This is a genomic window from Streptomyces sp. NPDC030838 (assembly GCF_055572035.1).
In genome coordinates this window covers 78,034-102,506 of the sequence record NZ_JBVIED010000003.1, presented here as the reverse complement: position 1 = coordinate 102,506, position 24,473 = coordinate 78,034, and the positions used below count along the sequence as shown (strand labels likewise).

Annotated in this window: 21 protein-coding genes, 1 tRNA gene and 1 riboswitch; of the genes, 17 read left to right on the top strand and 5 right to left on the bottom strand. The window is 71.1% G+C overall.

Annotated elements, in window-relative coordinates; translation table 11 throughout:
* Positions 1–7: 7 nt before the first annotated feature.
* A complete protein-coding gene (locus ACZ42A_RS10935; RefSeq protein WP_468526858.1) occupies positions 8–706 on the bottom strand; it encodes a hypothetical protein in 699 nt (232 codons plus the stop codon).
* 195 nt (positions 707–901) lie between these two features.
* Here ACZ42A_RS10935 and ACZ42A_RS10930 point away from each other — a divergent pair, with 195 nt between their 5' ends.
* The 13 genes from ACZ42A_RS10930 to ACZ42A_RS10870 all read left to right on the top strand — a co-directional run bounded on the left by ACZ42A_RS10930 (position 902) and on the right by ACZ42A_RS10870 (position 16,283).
* Positions 902–3,073, top strand: coding sequence for an N-6 DNA methylase (locus ACZ42A_RS10930; protein WP_468526857.1), 2,172 nt, complete (start codon positions 902–904; stop codon positions 3,071–3,073).
* A gap of 108 nt (positions 3,074–3,181) precedes the next feature.
* A complete protein-coding gene (locus ACZ42A_RS10925) occupies positions 3,182–3,784 on the top strand; it encodes a hypothetical protein (RefSeq protein ID WP_468526856.1) in 603 nt (200 codons plus the stop codon).
* 38 nt (positions 3,785–3,822) lie between these two features.
* Positions 3,823–5,313 carry a protein kinase domain-containing protein gene (locus ACZ42A_RS10920; protein WP_468527280.1) on the top strand — a complete coding sequence of 497 codons (1,491 nt, stop codon included), beginning with the start codon at positions 3,823–3,825 and terminating at the stop codon, positions 5,311–5,313.
* A gap of 146 nt (positions 5,314–5,459) precedes the next feature.
* A complete protein-coding gene (locus ACZ42A_RS10915) occupies positions 5,460–6,104 on the top strand; it encodes a SurA N-terminal domain-containing protein (protein WP_468526855.1) in 645 nt (214 codons plus the stop codon).
* A 165-nt stretch (positions 6,105–6,269) separates the two neighbouring features.
* Positions 6,270–7,271 carry a nucleoside triphosphate pyrophosphohydrolase gene (locus ACZ42A_RS10910; protein WP_468526854.1) on the top strand — a complete coding sequence of 334 codons (1,002 nt, stop codon included), beginning with the start codon at positions 6,270–6,272 and terminating at the stop codon, positions 7,269–7,271.
* On the top strand, positions 7,268–8,560 hold the full coding sequence (locus ACZ42A_RS10905; protein WP_468526853.1) for a cytochrome P450 family protein: 1,293 nt from the start codon (positions 7,268–7,270) through the stop codon (positions 8,558–8,560). Before ACZ42A_RS10910 ends, ACZ42A_RS10905 begins: the two co-directional genes overlap by 4 nt.
* 196 nt (positions 8,561–8,756) lie before the next feature.
* A complete protein-coding gene (locus tag ACZ42A_RS10900; protein ID WP_468526852.1) occupies positions 8,757–9,767 on the top strand; it encodes a LysM peptidoglycan-binding domain-containing protein in 1,011 nt (336 codons plus the stop codon).
* A gap of 182 nt (positions 9,768–9,949) precedes the next feature.
* Positions 9,950–10,128: riboswitch (cyclic di-AMP (ydaO/yuaA leader) on the top strand.
* Between the two features lie 4 nt (positions 10,129–10,132).
* Entirely contained in the window at positions 10,133–10,825 is a 693-nt protein-coding gene (locus ACZ42A_RS10895) for a transglycosylase family protein (RefSeq protein ID WP_468526851.1), read from the top strand.
* Between the two features lie 237 nt (positions 10,826–11,062).
* Entirely contained in the window at positions 11,063–12,343 is a 1,281-nt protein-coding gene (gene eno / locus ACZ42A_RS10890) for a phosphopyruvate hydratase (RefSeq protein WP_468526850.1), read from the top strand.
* Between the two features lie 94 nt (positions 12,344–12,437).
* Positions 12,438–12,914: an FtsB family cell division protein gene (locus tag ACZ42A_RS10885; RefSeq protein ID WP_468526849.1), complete on the top strand. Its 477-nt coding sequence runs from the start codon at positions 12,438–12,440 to the stop codon at positions 12,912–12,914.
* A 56-nt stretch (positions 12,915–12,970) separates the two neighbouring features.
* A complete protein-coding gene (locus ACZ42A_RS10880; protein ID WP_468526848.1) occupies positions 12,971–13,510 on the top strand; it encodes a DUF501 domain-containing protein in 540 nt (179 codons plus the stop codon).
* Complete coding sequence (locus tag ACZ42A_RS10875; RefSeq protein WP_468526847.1) at positions 13,507–14,448, top strand: Ppx/GppA phosphatase family protein; 942 nt, start codon at positions 13,507–13,509, stop codon at positions 14,446–14,448. The genes ACZ42A_RS10880 and ACZ42A_RS10875 overlap by 4 nt, the downstream gene beginning before the upstream one ends.
* 446 nt (positions 14,449–14,894) lie before the next feature.
* Complete coding sequence (locus ACZ42A_RS10870; RefSeq protein ID WP_468526846.1) at positions 14,895–16,283, top strand: NAD(P)/FAD-dependent oxidoreductase; 1,389 nt, start codon at positions 14,895–14,897, stop codon at positions 16,281–16,283.
* Between the two features lie 92 nt (positions 16,284–16,375).
* Here ACZ42A_RS10870 and ACZ42A_RS10865 read toward each other — a convergent pair whose 3' ends face one another.
* Entirely contained in the window at positions 16,376–17,026 is a 651-nt protein-coding gene (locus tag ACZ42A_RS10865) for a hypothetical protein (RefSeq protein WP_468526845.1), read from the bottom strand.
* A 319-nt stretch (positions 17,027–17,345) separates the two neighbouring features.
* On the opposite strand from ACZ42A_RS10865, the gene ACZ42A_RS10860 reads away from it, so the two are divergent.
* Positions 17,346–18,650 (top strand): class I SAM-dependent methyltransferase, encoded by a 1,305-nt coding sequence (locus ACZ42A_RS10860; protein ID WP_468526844.1) that lies wholly within the window; start codon positions 17,346–17,348, stop codon positions 18,648–18,650.
* Positions 18,651–18,711: 61 nt separating this feature from the next.
* On the opposite strand, the gene ACZ42A_RS10855 is transcribed toward ACZ42A_RS10860, so the two are convergent.
* Both ACZ42A_RS10855 and ACZ42A_RS10850 read right to left on the bottom strand, forming a co-directional pair.
* On the bottom strand, positions 18,712–21,237 hold the full coding sequence (locus ACZ42A_RS10855) for an ABC transporter permease (RefSeq protein ID WP_468526843.1): 2,526 nt from the start codon (positions 21,235–21,237) through the stop codon (positions 18,712–18,714).
* A 47-nt stretch (positions 21,238–21,284) separates the two neighbouring features.
* Positions 21,285–22,055, bottom strand: coding sequence for an ABC transporter ATP-binding protein (locus ACZ42A_RS10850; RefSeq protein ID WP_468526842.1), 771 nt, complete (start codon positions 22,053–22,055; stop codon positions 21,285–21,287).
* Positions 22,056–22,477: 422 nt separating this feature from the next.
* On the opposite strand from ACZ42A_RS10850, the gene ACZ42A_RS10845 reads away from it, so the two are divergent.
* Both ACZ42A_RS10845 and ACZ42A_RS10840 read left to right on the top strand, forming a co-directional pair.
* Positions 22,478–22,560: transfer RNA gene (locus ACZ42A_RS10845), tRNA-Leu, on the top strand.
* Positions 22,561–22,810: 250 nt separating this feature from the next.
* Positions 22,811–23,728, top strand: a complete 918-nt coding sequence (locus tag ACZ42A_RS10840; protein ID WP_468526841.1) for a Bax inhibitor-1/YccA family protein — start codon at positions 22,811–22,813, stop codon at positions 23,726–23,728.
* An 86-nt stretch (positions 23,729–23,814) separates the two neighbouring features.
* Here the strand turns inward: ACZ42A_RS10840 and ACZ42A_RS10835 are convergent, their stop codons facing one another.
* The gene (locus ACZ42A_RS10835) at positions 23,815–24,039 is read right to left on the bottom strand and encodes a DUF4287 domain-containing protein (RefSeq protein ID WP_468526840.1); all 225 of its coding nucleotides are present in this window, start codon (positions 24,037–24,039) and stop codon (positions 23,815–23,817) included.
* Between the two features lie 103 nt (positions 24,040–24,142).
* On the opposite strand from ACZ42A_RS10835, the gene ACZ42A_RS10830 reads away from it, so the two are divergent.
* A complete protein-coding gene (locus tag ACZ42A_RS10830) occupies positions 24,143–24,454 on the top strand; it encodes a hypothetical protein (RefSeq protein WP_468526839.1) in 312 nt (103 codons plus the stop codon).
* Positions 24,455–24,473 lie beyond the last annotated feature (19 nt).

Genomic DNA, 24,473 nt, shown 5'->3' with positions numbered 1-24,473 from the left:
CGCCGGCTCAGGCGGTCTTCTTCCAGTCCTGGCAGCCGGACGTCTTGAAGTAGGCGTCCGAGGCGCTGATGGTGACGACGGCCGTGCCGGACACGTTGTTGTTCGCGATGATCGAGTCGAGGGAGTGCTCGGCGTCCTTGGCGCGCTCCCAGTAGCACATGTCGTCCGTGTTGCCGGTCGACTTGTACGTGCCCGGGGCGATGTCCACACCGACTCTGAACATGCCGCCGCTGCCGGCCATCGTGTCGGCCGGGGAGCCGCCCCTGGCCTTGGTGTCGACGGCCTCCCAGTCGTTGCAGCCGCTCGACTTGAAGATCTTGTCGGTGGCCTTGATGACGACGTAACCCGTACCGCTGACGTTGTCGTTGGCCAGCAGGGAGTCCATCTCGCCGGAGGCGTCCTTGGCGCGCTCCCAATAGCACATGTCGTCGGTGTTGCCGGTGGTGCGGTAGGTGCCGGGCTTGATGTCCGAGCCGACCTGGAAGTCGCCGTCTCCCTCGAAGGCGACCTCCTTCTCGGCCTTCTCGGCGGCGGCCTCGGCACCGGAGTCCTTGCCGGCGCCGGGCTCGCGGCCCGCGGACGCCGAAGAGCCCTTGTCGCCGCCGGACGCCTCGCCGCTGCCGTCGTCGCCGCCGTTCGCCGACACGGCGCCGATGACGACGACCCCCACGACGGCACCCAGCGCGACCTTGGCCTTCATGCCCATGACTGTTCCCCTCCCCGACGTGACGACCCCCTCCGTCCGGCGGCCGCTCGTTCGCTGGGTCAATAAGAGCATGAGCTGTGAACCGAGTCAACACGATTCACAGAGTCGGCTGTGTACACGCCCGTGAATCGATGGATCTCGCGTACGTCGGTATGCTCGACGCACACACGGAACGCGGCGAGGGGAGCGGGCGGGGTGCAGGACAACGCGACAGAGGTGACCGCCGCCGGGATCGCCCGGCTCGCCGGCGTCGGCCGGGCCGCCGTGAGCAACTGGCGCCGCCGGCACGCCGACTTCCCCAAGCCGGTCGGCGGCACGGAGACCAGCCCCTCCTTCGCCCTCGCCGAGGTCGAGGCATGGCTGCGCCGCCAGGGCAAACTCGCCGAGGTCCCGCTGCGCGAACGCGTCTGGCAGCAGCTCGCCGGGCACCCGGAGGGGCCGGTCACCGCGCTCGCGCACGCGGGGTGTGTGCTGCTGCTCATCCACGACCGGCCGACGGTGTGGCTGGAGGTGAGCGCCGGGTCCGACGAGCGGCTCGCGGAGCTGCTGCCCGGGGCGCTGGAGCAGGTGATCGTGGCGCGGTTCGGCGAGGGCGCCGCTGTGAACACCCCGGGCCCTGTGAACACTCAACAGCCTGTGAAGACCCCGGGCCCTGTGAACTCTCCACAGCCTGTGAACCCGCGGCCTGTGAACCCGCGGCCTGTGAACCCGCAGCCCGTGAACCCGCGGCCCGTGAACAGCGCGCTCGCCGTTCACCTCCCCACCGGCCCGGGCCTCCTCCCCTCCGCCCCCCTCCTGCGCGGCGCCGCCGAACTGGCCGCCGAGCTGGGCGCACGGCAGACCTTCGAGTTCCTGCTCGGCCGGCACCTCGACGCCAACCCGCGCCAGTACACGCTCACCCCCGCCGAGCTGGCCCGCCTCATGGCCGACCTCGCCGGTCCCGCCCGCACCGTCCTCGACCCTGCCTGTGGCACCGGCGCCCTGCTGCGCGCCGCCGCCCGGCCCGACCGGGAGCTGTACGCCCAGGACAGCGCGGCCGACCTCGCCGCGCTCACCGCGTTCCGGCTCGCCCTGCACAGCCCGTCCACCGTCCGCGCGGCCGCCGGCGACACCCTGCGCGCGGACGCCTACCCGGAGCTGCGCGCCGACGCCGTCCTGTGCCATCCGCCGTTCAACGAGCGCAACTGGGGCCACGACGAACTGGCCTACGACCCGCGCTGGGAGTACGGCTTCCCGGCCCGCACCGAGTCCGAGCTGGCCTGGGTGCAGCACGCGCTGGCCCGCCTGCGGGACGGCGGCACGGCCGTGCTGCTCATGCCGCCCGCCGCCGCCTCCCGCCGCTCCGGCCGCCGCATCCGCGCCGACCTGCTGCGCCGCGGCGCGCTGCGGGCCGTCGTCGCGCTGCCGGTCGGCGCGGCACCGCCGTACAACATCCCCCTGCACCTGTGGGTGCTGCGGCGGCCCGGCACGACGCCCGCGCGGCCCGAGGTGCTGCTCGCGGACGCCGGGCAGTTCGCCACGGAGGGGCGTGGCGGACCCGACTGGCAGGCCGTGCGGGACGCCGTCCTCGACGCCTGGCAGGCCTTCGACCGCGTCGGCACCCTCCAGGAACGGCCGGGCCTGGCGCGCTCCGTACCGGTCATCGAACTCCTCGACGACGACGTGGACTTCGCCCCGGCCCGTCATCTCCCGCCCCCGACGGCGGCCGACGGCGCCGAACAGCTGACGGCGGTGCGCACCCGCCTCGGCGAGACCCTGCGGCTGACCGCCGACCTCACCCCGTCGCCCGCGCCGTCCGCGCAGCCCGCGCGCTGGCCGCTCACCACCGTGGGCGAACTCGCGCGCGGGGGCGCCCTGGTGATGCGGACGGGCGGACACGGCGGCCCCACGCGCGTGCCCGTCCTCACCGACCATGACGTCCTCGCCGGGACGGCACCCTCCGGGAGCCTGCCCGAGAGCGAGGAGGAGGCGGTGCTGACGGAGCCCGGCGACGTCGTCGTGCCGGTGCTCGGCGGCGGCGCAGTGGCGCGCGTGATCGACGACGCGACCGGGGGCGCCGCCCTGGGGCGCAACCTGGTGCTGCTGCGGCCCGATCCCACCGCGCTCGACCCCTGGTTCCTCGCCGGCTTCCTGCGCGGCACCGCCAACAACCGCCAGGCCAGCAGCTACGCCTCCACCGCCACCCGGCTCGACGTGCGCCGCCTGCAGCTGCCCCGGCTCCCGCTCGACGAACAACGGCGCTACGGCGCGCGTTTCCGCGCCCTCGACGAGTTCGAGCGGGCGCTGCGCCACGCGAGCCGGCTCGGGGAGCAGCTCGTGCGCGGCATGTACGACGGCTTGACGGACGGCACGGTCACGCCGGACTGAACCGGGAAGTGATCAGCGCGACAACGGTTCGGTACAACCCGGGACCGGTTGTCCGAGTCGGCCTATACGCTCGGACTCCGATATCGAACCCCCGGCCCAGGAGCAGTCATGTACGGCCACGGCGCGGCGCCGCCCACCCGCAGCGCGGGTACCGTCATCACCCTGCGCGTGCTGTTCGCGGCGGCCGGATTCCTCTCGTGCGGGATCCTCGCGTGCGTGCCGCTGTTCCGGATCGCGATTCTGCGCGGGCGGTGGTTCGACTGGGCGGCGGCCTGGCTCAGTCTGCCCCTGACCATCACCTGCTTCGCCGTCGTCGGCACGGTGAAGGAAACCGACGTCAGGGGCGACATCGCGCTGGCCGTGGTCCTGATCTTCGGCGTCGCCGCCACCGCCTGGTTCCTGGTCGCCGACATGATGTTCCACAACGCGGCGCGCCTGACCGCGGGTTACGCGCCGCCTCACGCCCAGACGGTCCCGACGCCGTACGGCTACCCGCAGCCGGCGTCGCCGTACCCGAGCGCGCCCGTGCCGCAGCCGCCGCTGCCCCAGCCCCACCCCATGACGCAGACGTACACCCCGAGCACCCCGCCGCCCCAGTCCCCGCCGCCGCAGCGCCCCGCGCCCGCCCGGATCGACCAGGTGCGCGCCGAACTCGACGAACTCAGCGAGCTCCTGCGCAGACAGGACGGCGACCACGAGGGCGGAAGGTGACCGTGGCGACAGGACGCGTCGTCGCCGGCCGGTACGAACTGGCCACGCTCATCGGGCAGGGCGGCATGGGCCAGGTCTGGACGGCCTACGACCGGCGCCTCGACCGCCGTGTGGCGGTGAAGCTGCTGCGCCCCGACAAGGTGGCCGGTCAGGAGGCCGACGAGCTGCGCCGCCGTTTCGTGCGCGAGTGCCGGGTGACCGCCCAGGTCGACCACCCCGGCCTGGTGACCGTGCACGACGCGGGCAGCGAGGGCGAGGAGCTGTTCCTCGTCATGCAGTACGTGGACGGCGCCGACCTCTCCGACCACCTCGCCGAGCACGACCCGTACCCGTGGCAGTGGGCGGTGGCGGTCGCGGCCCAACTGTGCGCCGTGCTGAGCGCCGTGCACGCCGTGCCGATCGTGCACCGCGACCTCAAGCCGCGCAACGTGATGGTCAAGCAGGACGGCACGGTCACCGTGCTCGACCTGGGCGTCGCCTCCGTCATGGACAGCGACACCACGCGGCTGACGCACACCGGCTCACCGATCGGCTCGCCCGCCTACATGGCGCCCGAGCAGGCGATGGGCGGCGCGGTCGGCCCGTACACCGACCTGTACGCGCTCGGCGTCCTGCTGCACGAACTGCTCAGCGGCGACGTGCCGTTCGCGGGCTCCACGGCGCTCGGCGTCCTGCACCGCCACCTCTACGAGCCGCCGCTGCCCGTGCGCCGGATCCGCCCCGAGGTGCCCGAGGCGCTGGAGAGCCTGGTCCTGCGGCTGCTCGCCAAGGACCCGCAGCACCGGCCCGCGTCCGCGCAGGAGGTGTACGAGGAGCTGGCGCTGCTGCTCCCCGCGCGCGGGACACCCACCGGGGCGCCCCTCGACCCCACGCGCCCCTTCGTACGCCCGCACGCGCCGTGGCCGGACCGCCCCCGCACGCCCGCGCCGCAGCCCGCCCCCGTCACGCCGGTTCCGAGCGTCGCCGAGAAGCCCGATGTCGCGGGCGCCGTCGACGAGGTCAAGCGGCTGCTCGGCGAGGGCCGCATCACCCAGGCCGTGGACATCCTCGGCGCGATCCTGCCCGCCGCCGCCGAACAGCACGGCGAGCACTCCCCGGTCGTGCGCACCCTGCGCAAGCAGTACGCCGCGACGCTCATGGACGACGGCCAGTACCGGCGCGCGCTGCCCGAACTGCGCCGGCTCGCCGAAGAACGCGCCGCCGAGGCCGGCCAGGCCGACCCGCAGTCGCTCCGCTTCCGCCACGACGCCGCGCAGTGCCTGGAGCAGCTCGGCGAACCGGCGGCGGCGCTCGCCGAGTACCGGGCGCTGCTGCCGTACTACGAGAACCAGTACGTCTCCGGCGACCCGGAACTGGCCCACGACGTCCGCCGCCGCATCGGCCACCTCCTCCTCGCCCTCGGCGACCGGGCGGCCGCCCACGACACCCTCGTCCGCCTGCTGCACGACGTCGAACGCTTCGGCGGTCCCGGACACCCGCTGGCGGCGGAGGTGCGGCGGACGTTGCAGTGGCTGGGGCAGGTGCGCTAGCCACCGGCCGCAGGCGGCGCGGCGCGGCGGTGCCGGAAGTGGCGGTGAATCGTTGGTCGAATGGGTTGGCCAGAGCCGGTCCCCTGCCTACCATCGATCACCGCAAGACTTTGTGCACCGTCGCACAATCTCCTCGGGAGGTTTCCTTGCACCGCCGCCGTCGCACCGCGCTCCTCCTGTCCGCCGCGATCGCCGCGGCACCCCTGCTCACCGCCTGCGGAAACGATGCGCATCCCGGCGCGGCGGCCGTCGTCGGGGACCAGCGGATCACCGTCGCCCAGCTGGAGAACCGGGTCGACGAGGTGCGCGCGGCCCAGCGCGCCGCGGTGGCCGACGAGGCGCAGTACGCGCAGGCCATCGCCAAGACCGGCAGCCTCACCCGCGACACCCTGCACGGCATGGTCCTCGACCGGGTGCTGCACCAGGCGGCCCAGGACGCCGGCATCACCGTGACCCGCAAGGAGGTCCAGGAGATGCGCTCCGGCCTGGAGCAGCAGGTCGGCGGGTCCAAGGCGCTGGAGACCGCCTGGCTCCAGCAGTACAGCGTGGCGCCGGAGCGGCTGGACGAGAACCTGCGCCTCCAGCTGGAGGCCCAGAAGCTCGCCTCCAAGCTCGGCACCGACACCAGCCAGCCCGCCTTCTGGAAGGCCCTCTCGGAGGCCTCCGCGAAGCTCGGCGTCGACCTCAACCCGCGCTACGGCACCTGGGACGTGGAGAAGAGCAGCCGCGTCGACGCGAAGACGCCGTGGGTGCGGGAGGTCACGACGGCGCAGACGCAGCAGACGGCGTGAGGCGGCCCGCGGCGCGGCCTGATCGCTGAGCAGGAACGGTCCGGCACCGCCGGGGAACGGCATGGCACCGCCGGCGAGTGAGGCGGATCGCCGATGATCCGATGATCGCACCGGTCCTGTGGATAACTTCTGAGGTCCGTCGGTCGGGTGGGTTACGTTCGGATCGTGAACGCAACCAGCCTCGAAGGCGCCCCGGACCCCACCGCCCCCGGCCGCGTCGTCCTGCTCACCACCAGCCACCGCGTCGCCCCCGGTCTGCTCTCCTGGCCCGCGTGGCAGGCGCTGCACACCGCCGACCGCGTCCTGTGCGCGGACGGTGCTCACCCGCAGCTGCCCTACCTGCGGGAGGCGGGCATAGCGGTCGACGAGGCCGCCCCGACCGCCGAGGAGCTGGTCGACGCGTGCGCCGGCGGACACACCGTGGTCGTGGTCGCCACCGGCGAGGGCGAGCCCGCCCTGACGGACGGCCTGGCCCGGCTCGCCGGCTCCGGCCGGGTCCGGATGCCCGAGCTGGAGCTGCTGCCCGCCTCCTACGACCTGCCCGGTGCCCGGCTCCTCGACCTCGTGCAGGTGATGGACCGCATCCGCGCGGAGTGCCCGTGGTCGTCCCAGCGGACCCACAAGGGTCTGGCGAAGTACGCCATCGAGGAGGCGTACGAACTCGTCGAGGCCATCGAGGACGGCGACCGCGACGAGCTCCGCGAGGAACTCGGCGACGTCCTGCTCCAGGTCGTCTTCCACGCCCGCATCGCCGAGGAGGACCCGGAGGCGCCGTTCTCCATCGACGACGTGGCCGGCGGCATCGTCGCCAAGCTGATCCACCGGCATCCGCACGTCTTCGGGGACGAGACGGCCTCCACCCCGGAGGAGGTCAAGGAGCACTGGATGCGCACCAAGGCCGAGGAGAAGCGGCGCACCTCGGTGACCGAGGGCGTCCCCCTGCACCAGCCCGGCCTCGCCCTCGCCGCGAAGCTGGCCTCCCGGGTGCGCACGGCGGGGCTCGACGTCCCCCTGCCGGCGTCCGAGGGCATCGGCTACGAGCTGCTGGCCCTGGCGGCACGCGCCGAGGCCGAGGGCACCGACCCGGAGGCGGCCCTGCGCGCGGCGGCGCGGGCGTACCGGGACGCGATCATCGCCCACGAGGAGCGGATACGGTCGACGACGTGACCGACCAGCCCCACCCCCAGCCCCACCCCGCGGCCCCGGCGACCCCCGCCCCCGAACTCTTCACCTGGGAGTTCGCCACCGACCCCTACCCCGCCTACGCCTGGCTCCGCGAGCACGCCCCGGTGCACCGGACACGGCTGCCCAGCGGGGTGGAGGCCTGGCTGGTCACCCGGTACGCCGACGCCAAGCAGGCGCTCGCCGACCAGCGGCTGTCGAAGAACCCCGCGCACCACGACGAGCCCGCGCACGCCAAGGGCAAGACGGGCATCCCCGGGGAGCGCAAGGCGGAGCTGATGACGCATCTGCTCAACATCGACCCGCCGGACCACACCCGGCTGCGCCGCCTGGTCTCCAAGGCGTTCACGCCGCGGCGCGTGGCGGAGTTCGCGCCGCGCGTGCAGGAGCTGACCGACCGGCTCATCGACGGGTTCGCCGCCAAGGGCTCCGCCGACCTCATCCACGAGTTCGCCTTCCCGCTGCCCATCTACGCCATCTGCGACATGCTCGGCGTACCGCGCGAGGACCAGGACGACTTCCGGGACTGGGCGGGCATGATGATCCGGCACGGCGGGGGTCCGCGCGGGGGTGTGGCGCGCTCGGTGAAGAAGATGCGCGGCTATCTCGCCGACCTCATCCACCGCAAGCGGGAGGCCCTGCCCGCCGAGCCCGCGCCCGGCGAGGACCTGATCTCGGGCCTGATCCGCGCCTCGGACCACGGTGAGCACCTGACCGAGAACGAGGCCGCGGCGATGGCGTTCATCCTGCTGTTCGCCGGTTTCGAGACCACCGTCAATCTCATCGGCAACGGCACCTATGCCCTGCTCACCCACCCGGAACAGCGCGAGCGCCTCCAGCGCTCCCTGGCGGCCGGCGAGCGCGGCCTGCTGGAGACGGGGGTCGAGGAACTCCTGCGCTACGACGGCCCGGTGGAGCTGGCCACCTGGCGCTTCGCCACCCGGCCGCTCACCATCGGCGGACAGGACATCGCCCCCGGCGACCCGGTCCTCGTCGTGCTCGCCGCCGCCGACCGCGACCCGGCCCGGTTCGCCGACCCCGACACCCTGGACCTCGCCCGCCGCGACAACCAGCACCTCGGGTACGGCCATGGCATCCACTACTGCCTGGGCGCCCCGCTCGCCCGGCTGGAGGGCCAGACCGCGCTCGCCACGCTCCTCACCCGCCTCCCGGACCTCCGCCTCGGCGCGGACCCCGCGGACCTGCGCTGGCGCGGCGGCCTCATCATGCGCGGACTGCGCACCCTGCCCGTGGAGTTCACACCCGAGCGGTGACGCGCGCGGGGGCTCGTGTGCGACGAGCGAGCCTTCCCCGCCGCAAACATGACACACCCTCACCTCTGTGATCTTCACGTGATCTGCGCGGCATTAACTTGTGACAAGTGATCGTCTGCCGATACGTTCACCCATCAGCGCGACGCCCGAGCTTCAACCGCCGCGCCGTCACTGCTGTCTCGCGAAAGGTCCCCGCATGCTCTCCGGGAACGGTCGTCACCGTCGCCCCCGCCAGGCCCCGGCCCTCATCGTCGCGGCCGGAGTGACCGGTTCCGCCATCGCCATCCCGCTCCTCGGCGCGACCAGCGCGAGCGCCGCCAGCGGGGTGACCTGGGACAGGGTCGCGGAGTGCGAGAGCGGCGGCTCCTGGAGCGCGAACAACGGCAACGGCTACTACGGCGGCCTGCAGATCTCCCAGGAGAACTGGGTGAAGTACGGCGGTCTGGACTACGCCGAGAGCCCCGACGTGGCCAGCCGTTCGCAGCAGATAGCCGTCGCCGAGAGAATCCTCGCCGCCGAGGGTGTGGCGGCCTGGCCCACCTGCGGTCTGCTCGCCGGCCTCGACGGTGACTCCGCGCCGGCCGGCGTCGACACCGGTCTGGCGGCTGACGCGGCGTCGGGTGCGGCGGCCACCCCCGAGGCGACGCCCGAGACGCCCGAGTCCGGCTTGTCCGACTCGCCGGAATCATCTCCTTCCTCGGAATCCTCCGATAGCGCCGGTTCCTCCGAAACCTCGGAAGGTGCCGAATCGTCCGGTTCTGCCACGACTTCGCCCTCTCCCGACACCTCCAACGGTGCGTCGTCGGGCGAGTCCCAGGGGGCTGAGAGCTCTCCCGCGGCCACCACCAAGAACGACGACTCGGACAAGTCGGGCCAGAACGCCCCGTCTTCGGGCGCCACCGACACCGGCTCCACCGGCACCGGCCGCCACCGCGGCGACAGCGCCGAGGAGGACGCCGCGGACAGCCGTACGGCCGAATCCTCCGGCCGTCACGCCTCCCGTGACGCCGCCGCCGCGCGCGACGCGGCCGACGGCACGTACACGGTGCGCGCCGGCGACAGCCTCTGGGGCATCGCCGACTCCCTTGAGCTGCAGGGCGGATGGTCCGCGCTCTATGCCGAGAACAAGGCGACCGTCGGCGCCGACCCCGACCTCATCATCCCCGGTCAGACCCTTGAGGTAGGGGTCGAACCGGTCGAAAAGTAGCGGGAGTTCGCGTCACGGTTCGGGCTAAATGTCCGTTATAAACGCGGTGAGAGATAGGTCTCAGAAGACCTGATCGTCTTTGAAATTCCGCGGATCGCGTGGCTACGGTCAAGGCCGCTCGTCACCGCGAGCCCCGGCTGCCGCAACGCCGAATCCTGCCAGCGGCCGCCCGGGAACAGTCGTCGCGTCAAGCGCCGCAGGCAGGAGCGGGGGACCCAAGGTAAGTGCCGGGCCCGGCAGTTGAGGAGACTCGACGCCGGAACCGGCTTGGGGTGAAGCCGCAGCCCGCGAGGGCCGCGGCCGGGCAACTCAACCGGCCCGAACCCGACAGCTCACCTCGCAGGCGTCGGTGAGGGGATCGATCCATGCTGTTTTCCGGCAAGGGCAAGCACCGTCGTCCGTCCAAGACCGCTCGCGTCATCGCCGCCGTCGGCGTCACCGGTGCCGCCGCCGTCGCCGCCCCGCTGATGGCGGCCGGCAACGCCTCCGCCGCCACCGCCTCCGAGTGGGACACCGTCGCCCAGTGCGAGTCCGGCGGCAACTGGTCCATCAACACCGGCAACGGCTACTACGGCGGTCTGCAGTTCTCCGCCTCCACCTGGGCCGCGTACGGCGGCACGCAGTACGCCGCCACCGCCGACCAGGCCACCAAGGAGCAGCAGATAGCCATCGCCGAGAAGGTCCTCGCGGGCCAGGGCAAGGGCGCCTGGCCGCACTGCGGCACCGGCCTGTCGAACACCCCGTACAACGGCGGCACCGCCTCCACCGGCGACAGCGGCAGCGCCACCGCCGACCGTGAGACCGAGGAGCAGGCCGCCTCCCGCTCCGCCGAGCGCCCGGCCGCCACCCAGAAGGCCGAGAAGACCGTCACCACCCCGACCGGCGAGAAGGTCGAGAAGGGCGACGGCGAGTACAAGGTGGTCGAGGGCGACAGCCTCAGCTCCATCGCCGAGGAGCACGGCGTCGAGGGCGGCTGGCAGAAGCTGTTCGAGCTGAACAAGGACATCGTCGACGACGCCGACGTCATCTACCCCGGCCAGCAGCTGCACCTGAAGTAAGCCGCGGAGCCCCGCAGACTCCCCGCCCCGGCGCGTGTCCCCCGTACGCGCCGGGGCGGGGGCTTTTCCGACGGCGTTTTTCCGGAACCGTCTTTGTTCCGTTCGGAAACAATTTACTCTCGGTTCCGTCCACGGGGTGGGCGTCCGGCTGGCCGATCGGCGGGAGCCGGTTAGGCTCATCTCGCAGAGCCACACCCGCGGCCTGCCAACCGCGTCACATCCACGAAGGAGATGCTCGTGCCGTCCATCGACGTCGTCGTAGCCCGGGAAATCCTGGACTCCCGAGGCAACCCCACGGTCGAGGTCGAGGTCGGCCTCGACGACGGCAGCACGGGTCGTGCCGCCGTCCCGTCCGGCGCCTCCACCGGCGCCTTCGAGGCCATCGAGCTCCGCGACGGCGACTCGAACCGCTACCTCGGCAAGGGTGTCGAGAAGGCCGTCCTGGCCGTCATCGAGCAGATCGGCCCGGAGCTGGTCGGCTACGACGCCACCGAGCAGCGCCTGATCGACCAGGCCATGTTCGACCTGGACGCCACCGACAACAAGGGCTCCCTGGGCGCCAACGCCATCCTCGGCGTCTCGCTCGCCGTCGCGCACGCCGCCTCCGAGGCCAGCGACCTGCCGCTCTTCCGCTACCTGGGCGGCCCCAACGCGCACCTGCTGCCGGTGCCGATGATGAACATCCTGAACGGCGGCTCGCACGCCGACTCCAACGTGGACATCCAGGAGTTCATGATCGCCCCGATCGGCGCGGAGTCCTTCTCCGAGGCCCTGCGCTGGGGCGCCGAGGTCTACCACACCCTCAAGAAGGTTCTGAAGAGCAAGGGTCTGGCCACCGGCCTCGGCGACGAGGGCGGCTTCGCCCCGAACCTGGGCTCCAACCGCGAGGCCCTCGACCTCATCCTCGAGGCCATCAAGGAGGCCGGCTACGCCCCCGGCGAGCAGATCGCCCTGGCGCTCGACGTCGCCGCGTCCGAGTTCTACAAGGACGGCGTGTACGTCTTCGAGGGCAAGGAGCGCTCCGCCGCCGAGATGACGGAGTACTACGCCGAGCTGGTCGACGCGTACCCGCTGGTCTCCATCGAGGACCCGCTGTTCGAGGACGACTGGGACGGCTGGAAGACCATCACCGAGAAGCTCGGTGACAAGGTCCAGCTCGTCGGCGACGACCTGTTCGTCACCAACCCGGAGCGCCTGGCCCGCGGTATCGAGGAGGGCGCCGCCAACGCCCTGCTCGTGAAGGTGAACCAGATCGGCTCGCTCACCGAGACCCTGGACGCCGTCGAGCTGGCCCAGCGCAACGGCTTCAAGTGCATGATGTCCCACCGCTCCGGCGAGACCGAGGACGTCACCATCGCCGACCTGGCCGTCGCCACCAACTGCGGCCAGATCAAGACCGGCGCCCCGGCCCGCTCCGAGCGCGTCGCCAAGTACAACCAGCTGCTGCGCATCGAGGAGATCCTCGACGACGCGGCGGTGTACGCCGGCCGCAGCGCCTTCCCGCGCTTCAAGGGCTGAGCCTCACCCCAGGTCAGCCAGTCGTACGTACGTCCCCGTACTCGGTCCCGTACCGTGTGCGGGGACGTACGCGCGTGAACGGGAGGCGGGCAACATGGCCGTGAAGGACCGGGACCGGTTCTCCACCGCGACCAGGATCAGACTGCTCGGCGAGCAGACCGCCGCCCGTGTCTACCGCTCGCAGACCCGGCGGCAGGCGCGCCGCTCCCGGCTCACCGGCCGGGCCGCGCTGCTCGTGCTGGTGGTCTGCTCGCTGATCGTGGCGCTCGCCTACCCCATAAGGCAGTACGTCGCCCAGCGCGCCGAGATCGCCGATCTGGAGCGGCAGAAGCAGCAGGCACGGCAGCGCGTCGAACAGCTGCGCGACCAGAAGGCGCGGTGGCAGGACGACGCGTACGCCGAGCAGCAGATCCGGCAGCGCCTGCACTATGTGATGCCCGGCGAGACCGGGTACGTGGTGATCGACCCGGACGCGGCCAAGCAGTCCCGCACCGACACGGGCGGGGCCGACCGCCCCTGGTACTCGAACGTCTGGGACGGCGTCGACAAGGCCGACGCCGCGGACGGCTAGCCGCCCGGCCGGCCGCCCGACCTCTCGGACAGTTGAACGGACACAGAAAGACAGGCATGGAAACGCCCCCGCCGCCCACCCCGCGCACCGAGCCCACCGACGCGGACGTCGAGGCCTTCAAGCAGCAGCTGGGCCGTCCGCCGCGCGGGCTGCGCGCGATCGCGCACCGCTGTCCCTGCGGGCAGCCGGACGTCGTGGAGACGGCCCCGCGGCTGCCCGACGGCACGCCCTTCCCGACGCTGTACTACCTGACGTGCCCCAAGGCCAACTCGGCCATCGGCACGCTGGAGGCGAACGGCGTGATGAAGGAGATGACGGCCCGGCTGGAGAGCGACCCGGACCTGGCCGCCGCCTACCGTGCCGCGCACGAGGACTACATCCGGCGCCGCGACGAGATCGAGGAGCTGAAGGGCTTCCCCAGCGCCGGCGGCATGCCGGACCGGGTCAAGTGCCTGCACGTCCTGGTCGCCCACTCGCTGGCCGCCGGTCCCGGCGTGAACCCGCTGGGCGACGAGGCCCTCGCCATGCTGCCGGAGTGGTGGCGCAAGGGCTCCTGCGTGACCCTGCCCGAGACGTCCGAGGAGGGCGAGCAGTGACCCGGGTCGCCGCCATCGACTGCGGTACGAACTCCATCCGCCTCCTGGTCGCCGACTGCGACCCGGAGACCGGCGAACTCGCCGAGCTGGACCGCCGTATGACGATCGTGCGGCTCGGCCAGGGCGTCGACCGCACCGGACGGCTGGCCCCCGAGGCGCTGGAGCGGACCTTCGCGGCCTGCCGCGAGTACGCCGCCGTCATCAAGGAGTACGGCGCCGAGCGGCTGCGCTTCGTGGCCACCTCCGCCTCCCGGGACGCCGAGAACCGGGACGAGTTCGTGCGCGGGGTCATGGACATCCTCGGCGTCGAGCCGGAGGTCATCACCGGTGACCAGGAGGCGGAGTTCTCCTTCACCGGCGCGACCAGGGAGCTGGCCGAGCACGACCACCTCGAGCGGCCCTTCCTGGTCGTGGACATCGGCGGCGGGTCGACGGAGTTCGTCGTCGGCGAGGAGCATGTGCGCGCCGCGCGCTCGGTCGACGTCGGCTGCGTCCGGATGACCGAGCGGCACCTGGTGCGCGACGGCGCGGTCACCGACTCGCCCACCGAGGAGCAGATCGCGGCGATGCGGGCCGACATCCAGGCCGCCCTCGACCTGGCGGAGCGGACGGTGCCGCTGCGCGAGGCGCGCACGCTGGTGGGGCTGGCCGGATCGGTCACGACGGTCTCGGCGATCGCCCAGGAACTGCCGGAGTACGACTCCACGGCCATCCACCACTCGCGCGTCTCCCGCGACAAGGTCCGGGAGATCACCGACTGGCTGCTGCACTCCACCCACGCGGAGCGCGCGGCCGTGCCGTCCATGCACCCGGGCCGGGTGGACGTGATCGCCGCCGGGGCCCTCGTCCTGCTGTCGATCATGGAGCGGATCGGCGCGGAGGAGGTCGTGGTGAGCGAGCACGACATCCTCGACGGCATCGCCTGGTCGGTGGCGTAGCTCTCTTTTGTTACTCGCCGGTAGTATCCGGTTGAGCAGCTTGGATACCGTATGAGCGACACCCGAGGGGCCCTCCGTGGGCCCCTCGTTGACATGCCGTCGGGAAAGTTCGTGAAGTTCTTCACAAGGAAAACGGCCCTCCCGGGGCACCGAAAGGGGCCGGTAGGCCCTTTCGGGGGTCGGAAGGCTCGTTGAACATGTTCAGAAGAACTGTTTGAAGGACCTTCGGATCACGTGCCCGCGAGGGTGTTTCGGAGGCCTCACGCCTCGGCTCACCGCCGAGAGAGGCAGCTCACGCGGCATTGACAACGGACTTGGCCGGAAGACGGTTCCCGTACTTGGACATGATCTAAGTCACGCGAGCCGGGGAGTGTAGCACAGGGCCTGTCGGAGCTTGTGAAGGGGCGCACGAGCCACCCCCTCCAACCGGGTGGATACTCGATGGCATGAGCACCACGGAGCGTCCCAGGATCCTCGTAGTAGGCGGTGGGTACGTAGGCCTGTACGCAGCTCGGCGCATCCTCAAGAAGATGCGCTACGGCGAGGCGACCGTCACGGTCGTCGACCCCCGGTCGTACATGACCTACCAGCCCTTCCTCCCCGAAACCGCCGCCGGCAACATCTCCCCGCGTCACGTCGTCGTCCCGCTGCGACGCGTGCTGCCCAAGGCGGAGGTCCTCACCGGCCGGGTCACCACCATCGACCAGGACCGCAAGGTCGCCACGATCGCCCCGCTGGTCGGCGAGGCGTACGAGCTGCCCTTCGACTACCTGGTGATCGCCCTCGGCGCCGTCTCCCGCACCTTCCCGATCCCCGGCCTCGCCGAGCAGGGCATCGGTATGAAGGGCATCGAGGAGGCCATCGGCCTGCGCAACCACGTGCTGGAGCAGCTGGACAAGGCCGACTCCACCACCGACGAGGAGATCCGCCGCAAGGCGCTCACCTTCGTCTTCATCGGCGGTGGCTTCGCCGGCGCCGAGACCATCGGCGAGGTCGAGGACATGGCCCGCGACGCGGCCAAGTACTACAAGAACGTGTCCCGTGAGGACATGCGCTTCATCCTCGTCGACGCGGCGGACAAGATCCTTCCCGAGGTGGGCCCGAAGCTGGGCGCCTACGGCAAGGAGCACCTGGAGAGCCGCGGCGTGGAGATCTACCTCTCCACCTCGATGGACTCCTGCGTCGACGGCCACGTGGTGCTGAAGAACGGCCTCGAGGTCGACTCCAACACCATCGTCTGGACGGCCGGCGTCAAGCCGAACCCGGCTCTCGCCCGCTTCGGCCTCCCCCTCGGCCCCCGCGGCCACGTCGACACCGAGGCCACCCTCCAGGTCAAGGGCACCGACTACATCTGGGCCGCGGGCGACAACGCCCAGGTCCCGGACCTCGTCGGCCGCAAGGCGGGCAACGAGAACGCCTGGTGCCCGCCGAACGCCCAGCACGCGCTGCGCCAGGCCAAGGTCCTCGGCGACAACGTGGTCTCCGGCATGCGGGGCTTCCCGCAGAAGGAGTACAGCCACGCCAACAAGGGCGCGGTCGCGGGCCTCGGCCTGCACAAGGGCGTCGCGATGATCGTCATGGGCAAGATGAAGATCAAGCTCAAGGGACGTCTCGCCTGGTACATGCACCGCGGCTACCACGGTCTGGCCATGCCGACCTGGAACCGCAAGATCCGCGTCTTCGCGGACTGGACGCTCGGCATGTTCCTCAAGCGCGAGGTCGTCGCCCTCGGCGCCCTGGAGTCCCCGCGCGAGGAGTTCTACGAGGCCGCCAAGCCGGCCCCGGCCCCCGCGGCCGCCGCGCCGAAGACGGAGGAGAAGGCGAAGGCCTCCTGACCCCCGGTCACCTCTGAACAGCCCTGAAGGGGCCGCCCGCCATCCGTGGTGCGGGCGGCCCCTTCGGCGTGTGCGCCGTCGGCGGCGCGCGCTCAGGTGGACGCGGCGTCGCCGTCCGGCAGTCGGATGCTGTCGACGAGCTGGTCGTGGTCCGCCTCCATGGTGTCCTCCGCGTCCCTGGAGCCCAGCGCCACCGTCATGATCAGGTGGTCGCCGAGATCGACCAGGCGGGTCTGCCCCACGTAGCCCTTCTCGGAGTCGAGGTCCGCTTCGAGGACAGGCCGGTCGTCGGCCGTGGTGTCCTCCCGGACGTGAGTGCTGCGGATCTTGTCGTCGGGGGAGTGGACGTCCTCATTGGCCCCGTCCACGAAGTCACGGAGCGTGCCCTTCATGTCCCACGGCAGGTCCTCGGTCCCCGCCGGGGAGTCGGAGACCATGAGGCCGACGACCCCGTAATCGGTCGGCACCATGTAGAGGCGACCGTCGAAACCGTCCTCGGCCTCGGTGAACTCCTTGATTCCGGGCTGACCGGGGAGCTTGACCTCGATACCGCTCGGGGCATCGGTGGTCACCTTCCAGTCGGCCAGGGAGGCGGCGCCGTCGGCGTCCGTGACGGAGACGACGCCCGGGTGCGGAGCCTGGGGGGCGGCGAACGCCGTGCCGGGCAGCAGCACACCTCCGGTGATCACGGTGGTCGAAGCGGCGAGCAGGGCGAGGCGATGGAAACGGGAGGGTCGGGTCATGGCGATGTCACATCCAGAGTGCGTGGGGGAAAGCGAACGAGATGTTCTGTCTCCATTACGGCCCACCCCCCTGCACGGCGTCATGGCCCGGACATTCGTGACACGGAAGCTCGGGACTTGACCGGTGGGCGCCCCTGGCTCACACTTCGCGCCCGCGACCCGGGTCCGCCGATCGGATGACATGCGGGCAACGTGTCGGCAGCGGCGTGTGGAGGGGAATCGTGCGGAGGGGAATGACGTCCCCGTGCGCGATCGTTTCCCGGGGTGACCGGACGGAGACGGATCGTGTGGGCCGATTCCTTTGACGGAGGTGTGCGCCATGGCCGACGCCGCGCAGCGGCTGAGGAGTCTTGCCGAGCAGCTGCTGGGAGCCCCGCTCCCGGTACGCCTGAAGGCCTGGGACGGATCGCAGGCGGGACCGCCGGACGCACCGGCGCTCGTCGTGCGCAACCGCCGCGCCCTGCGCCGGATGCTGTTCAAACCGGGCGAACTGGGCCTCGCCCGCGCTTGGGTCGCCGGGGATCTGGAGATCGAGGGTGATCTGTATGCCGTGCTCGAGCTGATGGCGGGGCTGGTGTGGGAGCGGGGGGAGGGCGCCCGGACGCTCCGGGAGGCGTTGCGGGATCCGGAGGTGCGGGGCGCCGTGCGGGGGCTGGTGCGGATGGCCGGGCTCGCGCTGCCGCCCGCCCCGCCGCGCGAGGAGGTCCGCCGGCGGCGCGGGCATCTGCACACCCGGCACCGGGACAAGCGCGCCATCAGCCATCACTACGACGTCGGGAACGACTTCTACGAGCTGGTTCTCGGGCCCTCCATGGTCTACTCGTGTGCCTACTGGGAGGCACCCGAGGGAGAAGGGGGGACTCTGGAGGGGGCTCAGCGGGACAAGCTCGAACTCGTCTGCAGAAAGCTGGGGCTGAGGCCGGGTCAGCGGATGCTCGACGTCGGGTGCGGGTGGGGGTCCATGGCCATGCACGCCGCCCGAGAGCACGGGGTGAGCGTCGTCGGCATCACGCTCTCGCAGGAGCAGGCCGCGTACGCCCGCAAGCGGGTCGCCGACGAGGGGCTGACCGACCGTGTGGAGATCCGGGTGCAGGACTACCGGGATGTCGCTGACGGGCCGTTCGACGCCATTTCGTCCATCGGGATGGCCGAGCACGTGGGGTCCGAGCGGTATCTGGAGTACGCCCGGACTCTGTACACCCTGCTCAAGCCGGGCGGGCGGCTGCTCAACCACCAGATCGCGCGGCGGCCGCAGCGGGATGAAACCACCTACAGCGTGGATGAGTTCATCGACTCCTACGTCTTTCCCGACGGGGAGTTGGCTCCCATCGGCACCACCGTCGGCCAGCTGGAGCGGGCCGGGTTCGAGGTGCGGGACGTGGAGTCGATCCGCGAGCACTACGCGCTCACCCTGCGCCGCTGGGTCGCCAACCTGGAGGCCGGCTGGGGGCAGGCCGTGCGGCTGACCAGTCCGGGCCGGGCGCGTGTGTGGCGGCTGTACATGGCCGCCTCCGCGCTGGCCTTCGAGCGGAACCGGATCGGTGTCAATCAGGTGCTCGCCGTCCGTACGCCCGATTCAGGGGACTCCGGGATGCCGTTGCGGGCCCGTACCTGGAACGTGTGATCGCATCACCGCGCCAGGGCCCGGCTCCCCTCGGGAACCGGGCCCTGTGCCCTCGTGGCCGCTACTCCGACTTGATCGCCGCCAGCATGTTCAGCCGGGCCGCGCGGCGGGCGGGCCACAGGGCCGCCAGGATGCCCACCGTGGCCGCCAGCAGCAGGAACACCGCCATGCGGGTCCAGGGCAGGACGAGTTCGTACGTCGCCATGCTGCTCGCCAGGAGCTCTCCGGCCGCCCAGCCGAAGAACACGCCGAGGCCGATGCCGAGCACACCGCCGAAGAGGGAGATGACCAGGGACTCCAGGCGGACCATCCGCTTGATGCCGGTGCGGTCCAGGCCGATCGCGCGGAGCATGCCGATCTCCTGGGAGCGCTCGAACACCGACATGGCCAGGGTGTTGATGACGCCGAGGACGGCCACGATCACCGCCATGGCCAGCAGGCCGTAGAGCATGTTCAGCATCATCGTGAACATCTGTGCGATCTCGTTGGAGATGTCCTTCTTGTCCTGGACCTTGATCGCCGGGTTGGAGCCGAGGGCCTTCTCCAGCTTGTCCTTCGTCGCCTCGGACGCGCCGTCGGCGGTCTTCACCATGACCTGCATGTCGGCCGGGTCGGTCTGGTGCGGGGCGAGGGTGGGCAGGTCGAGCAGGATGCCGCGCATCATGTCGTTGGGCTGGTAGACGCCGGCGACGGTCAGCTTCTCCTTCTTGCCGTCCTCGAACGACGCGGTGAAGGTGGAGCCCGCCGTCCAGCCGTGCGACGTCGCGGTGTCCTCGTCCACGACCACCCGGTCCCCGGCGACCTTGAAGGCGCCGTCCTCGACCGGCAGTTCGGTCAGGTCGCCGATGGTGGCGCCGGTGACTCCGGTCAGGAACTCGGTCTCGCCGTCGATGCGCGCGGCGGCGTTGCGCCACGGGCTGGTGGCGGTGACGCCCTCGGTCTCCTTGAGCTTCTTGTCGACCTCCGGGGAGAGGGCCCCGTTCGCCATCGAGACGACGTAGTCCGCGCGGATCGCGTCCGAGGCCATCTTGTCGATCGACTTCTGCAGGCTGCCCGCCATCACCGTCATCCCGGTGATCAGGGTCAGGCCGATCATCAGCGCGGAGGCGGTGGCGGCCGTACGGCGCGGGTTGCGCACCGAGTTCTGGCGGGCCAGCTTGCCGGAGATCCCGAAGATCCGCAGGACCGGCGCCGCGGCGGCGATCAGCGGGCGGGACAGCAGCGGCGTCAGCACGAACACGCCGATGATCAGCAGGCAGGCGCCCAGACCCATCGGCGCCTGGCCGTCCGAGCCGCTCATCGTGGTCGCCGCGAGGACGACCGCGACGCCCGCGCCGGCGAACAGCGCGCCGATCGTGTTGCGCAGCACCAGCGACTTCACCGTCGCCTTGGCGTGCACGCTGCTCATCGCGGCCACCGGCGGGATCTTCGCGGCGCGGCGGCCGGGCAGCCAGGCGGCGAGCATGGTGACGAGGACGCCGACGGCGAGCGCGGCGGCGATCGTGCCGGGGGAGACCACCAGCGGCCCGTCCGGCACCGTCTCGCCGAGCGAGCCCATCAGGGAGCGCAGACCGGCCCCGATGCCGACGCCCGCGACCAGGCCGGTCACCGCCGCGACCGTGCCCACCACGAACGCCTCGATCAGCACCGACCGGGTGACCTGGCGACGGGAGGCGCCGACCGCGCGGAGCAGCGCCAGCTCCTTGGTGCGCTGGGCGACCAGCATGGTGAAGGTGTTGGCGATGATGAAGGTGCCGACGAACAGCGCGATCCCGGCGAACACCAGCAGGCCCTGCTTCAGGCCGCTCATCTGGGAGGCGATCATTTCCGCCTGGTCGTCGGCGAGCTGCTTGCCGGTGGTGGTCTCGACGCGGTCCGCGGGCAGCGCCTTGTCCAGCTCGGCCTTGAGCGCGCTCTGAGTGACGCCCGGCTTCGCCTTGACGGCGATCTGGTCGTACGCGCCCTTCTTGCCGAACAGCTGCTGTGCGGTCGCCGTGTCGAACAGGGCGAGGCTGCCGCCGGCGGCGACATTGCCGTCGTCGGTGGTGAAGATGCCGGCGATCTTCGGCGAGAGGACCGGGCCGTCGACCGACAGGCGCAGCGTGTCACCGACCCGGTAGCCGGTGCGCTCGGCAGTCCTGGCGTCGATCAGGACTTCGCCGCGGCCCTTGGGGGCGTGGCCCTCGGTCAGCGGGTAGCGCGGGTCGTCGGTGCCCCAGTAGTTGCCGCCCTGCGACTGGAAGCCGTTGCCGACCAGCTTGCCGTCCTGATCGGCGAGGGCGGTGAAGCCGGTGACCACGCCGATGGCCGAGGCGGCGCCGGGCACCCGCGCGCTCTTGTCGAGGATCGCCTGGGTCAGCTCCGGGGTCTTGCCGAGGGTGTCGCCCTTGTCCTCCTGGTACTCGGGGTCCACGGCGACGTCGACCTGGTCGAAGCCCTTGGCGGAGCTCTTCTGGTAGGCGTCCGAGATGGTGTTGGTGAAGACCAGGGTCCCCGACACGAAGGCCACGCCGAGCATCACGGCGAGCACGGTCATCAGGAGCCGGGCCTTGTGCGCGAGCACATTGCGCAAGGCGGTACGGAACATCGTTTCTTCTCAGTCCAGAGGGGCGGGCGGGGATCGGTGTCGGTGGGTCAGCTGGTGCGGCCCTTGCCGTCGAACTGCTTCATGCGGTCCAGCACCGACTCCGCCGTCGGCCCGTACACCTCGTCCACGATCCGGCCGTCCGCCAGGAACACCACGCGGTCCGCGTACGCCGCCGCCACCGGGTCGTGGGTCACCATCACCACCGTCTGCCCCAGTTCGCGCACCGAGTTGCGCAGGAAGCCCAGCACCTCGGCGCCGGAGCGCGAGTCGAGGTTTCCGGTCGGCTCGTCGCCGAAGATGATGTCCGGCTTGGAGGCGAGCGCCCGGGCGACCGCGACGCGCTGCTGCTGGCCGCCGGAGAGCTGGGCGGGGCGGTGGCCGAGCCGCCCGGACAGGCCGACCATCTGGATCACCGTGTCGAGCCACCGCTTGTCCGGCTTGCGGCCCGCGATGTCCATCGGAAGGGTGATGTTCTCCAGCGCGGTCAGCGTCGGCAGCAGGTTGAACGCCTGGAAGATGAAGCCGATCTTGTCCCGGCGGAGCTTGGTGAGCTGCTTGTCCTTGAGCGAGCCCAGCTCCGTGTCACCGATGCGCACGGACCCGGAGGAGAAGGTGTCGAGGCCGGCCACGCAGTGCATCAGCGTGGACTTGCCGGACCCGGAGGGACCCATGATCGCGGTGAACTCGGCCTGGCGGAACTCGACGGAGACCCGGTCGAGGGCGACCACCTGGGTCTCGCCCTGTCCGTAGATCTTCGACAGCTCCGTGGCGCGGGCGGCCACCGCGGTGGTCCGGTCGGCGAGGGGAGTCGTGGTCACGGGAAGGCGCTCCTGTCGGAAGGGGATCGAGGTACTGATCCATCGTTCCGGCGGTATGGCGCCGTGTAGTCAGCCGCTGTTCCGGTTCCGGGGGGCGACTGCGGTCGGACGGGCCGGGCCCGTGTCATACCTGGGAATGACGGGCGACCCTGAGACCCGGCCAGGGGGGAGGCGGCAGGGACGCCCGAGCGGGTGATCGTGTCGAGAACAGGTGGAGTGCCCTCGTTCGGACGGTGAAATTCCGTCATTCCGCATGCGCGCGCGGGCGCCGCACGCAAGGCTATTGGCAAGTGCGGATGGCGCGTTCCGAGTGCTGATGCACCCTCAGACGTCAATAAAATAAGACAACATCGGTCCGCCCTTCCGCTGTTCGGGGGACGTGTCCCGATAGGCTCGGAATCTCGACGCGGAGCCCATGGCCTGCCCGGATGGTGGAATGCAGACACGGCGAGCTTAAACCTCGCTGCCCCTCGCGGGCGTACCGGTTCGAGTCCGGTTCCGGGCACCTCCGACGCCTTCGGAATGCGTGCAGCGTGCACCGAAGTATGCACCGAGCCGTCACCGCTCCGGCCCCACGGTGACGAGATCGTCACCGTGGGGCCACGGTTCGGTCCCTCACGTGCCGGGAATCACCCGGCCGCGTAGCGTGTTGCGCAGACGTGGGGGGAAAGATCCTCCCCAAGCACTAGGGTCATTCCTTTGCCTGTCTATTACTCTTGAGCCAAGGCTACGCAGGGTGGCCATGGAGGAGTGAAATGAGGAGCAGCAACCCGGTCTTCTCGCGACGGGGGTTCAGCCGCGACAACGGCTACGCGGGCTTCAACACCGCGCCGCAGGCCGGGGGCGCAGCTGTAGGCACGCAGGGCAACCCGTACGCCACGGGTAACCCGTACGCGCAGCCCGGCGCCGGCGGCAACCCGTACGCGCAGAACCCTTACGCCCAGAACCCGTACGCGCAGGACGTGCAGTACGGCGCCCCGCCGCAGGCCCCGGCCACCGGCAACCGGATGACGATGGACGACGTCGTCATGCGCTCGGCCATGACGCTCGGCACCGTCGTCGTCGGCGCCGTCCTCGCCTGGGCGCTGCTGCCGGTCTCGTCGTCCAGCTACGGCCTGGCGATCGGCGCCGCGCTGATCGCCTTCGTCCTGGCGATGGTCCAGTCGTTCAAGCGCACCGCGTCCCCCGCGCTGATCCTGGCGTACGCCGCCTTCGAGGGCGTCTTCCTCGGCGTGATCAGCGAGATGTTCAACAGCCGGTGGTCCGGCGCGCCCTTCCAGGCGGTGCTCGGCACCATGGCGGTCTCCGCCGCCACCCTGCTGATCTACAAGGCCGGCTGGGTCCGCGTGACCGCCCGCTACGCCCGTATCGGCATGGCGATCGCCCTGGCGTTCATCCTGGTCATGGCCGTCAACCTGCTGCTGGTCGTCTTCGGTGTCGCCGAGGACGGCGGTCTGCGCAGCATGGGCCCGCTCGGTGCCATCGTCGGCATCATCGCGATCGTGCTCGGCGCGTTCTTCCTGACCCTCGACTTCAAGCAGATCCAGGACGGCATCGCCTACGGCGCGCCGCGCGAGGAGTCCTGGCTGGCCGCCTTCGGTCTGACCATGACCCTGGTCTGGATCTACATCGAGATGCTGCGGCTGGTCGCCATCTTCTCGGGTGACGACTGATCGGTCGACGACTGATCGGCCGTAGCCGGCAGGCAGTGACATGACGAAGGGCCCCGGGTTCTCCCGGGGCCCTTGCGTCTTCGCGCTCAGAACCGGCGCGCGGCCCTCCTCAGGTCGTACTCGTGGATGAGTGCCTTGGCGTGGCCATACGCGAGGTCGTACTCGTGGCGCAGCCAGCTGACCTTCTCCTCGAAGCGGAGCGCGGGGCCTTCTTCTACGGTGCGCAGCCAGTCGGAGACTTCACGACCGGTGCAGTGGGGGATGCGGGCGAGCAGATTGCGGTGGGTCTCCTCGGAGAAGACTTGGGACATCGGCGCCTCCATACGCAAGGGGATGTAAGCCGGTCCTTCAGGTCACCGTGCCTGAGCGTTCGCCCGTTGGCAACAGTCCCGGTGCGGGGCGTAGGGTCGCGGCGTGGTTGATACGACACCTTTGACCCGTGCGGTGGATCACTTCGCCGATCGATTGAGGGCTGCGCCGCAGAGCCGTTTGCAGCGGGGCGCTGCCGCGGAGGCGCTGGCGCTGGCCAGGGAGTTGGCTCGGTGGGCGCAGGTTCTCGAGGCGCCGGGGGAGGAGCCTCGGGTGATGCCGGACGCGGGGATGTTCGCGGCGGCGGATCAGGTGAGTGTCGCCGCGCATGACCTGGCGGTCGTGTTGCGGAGTGACGCTGAGGTCGCTGAGGCGGTGCGGTTGGTGGAGGAGGCGCAGAAGAAGGCGGGGGTCTGAGGTTCGGTGGCGGGTGCGG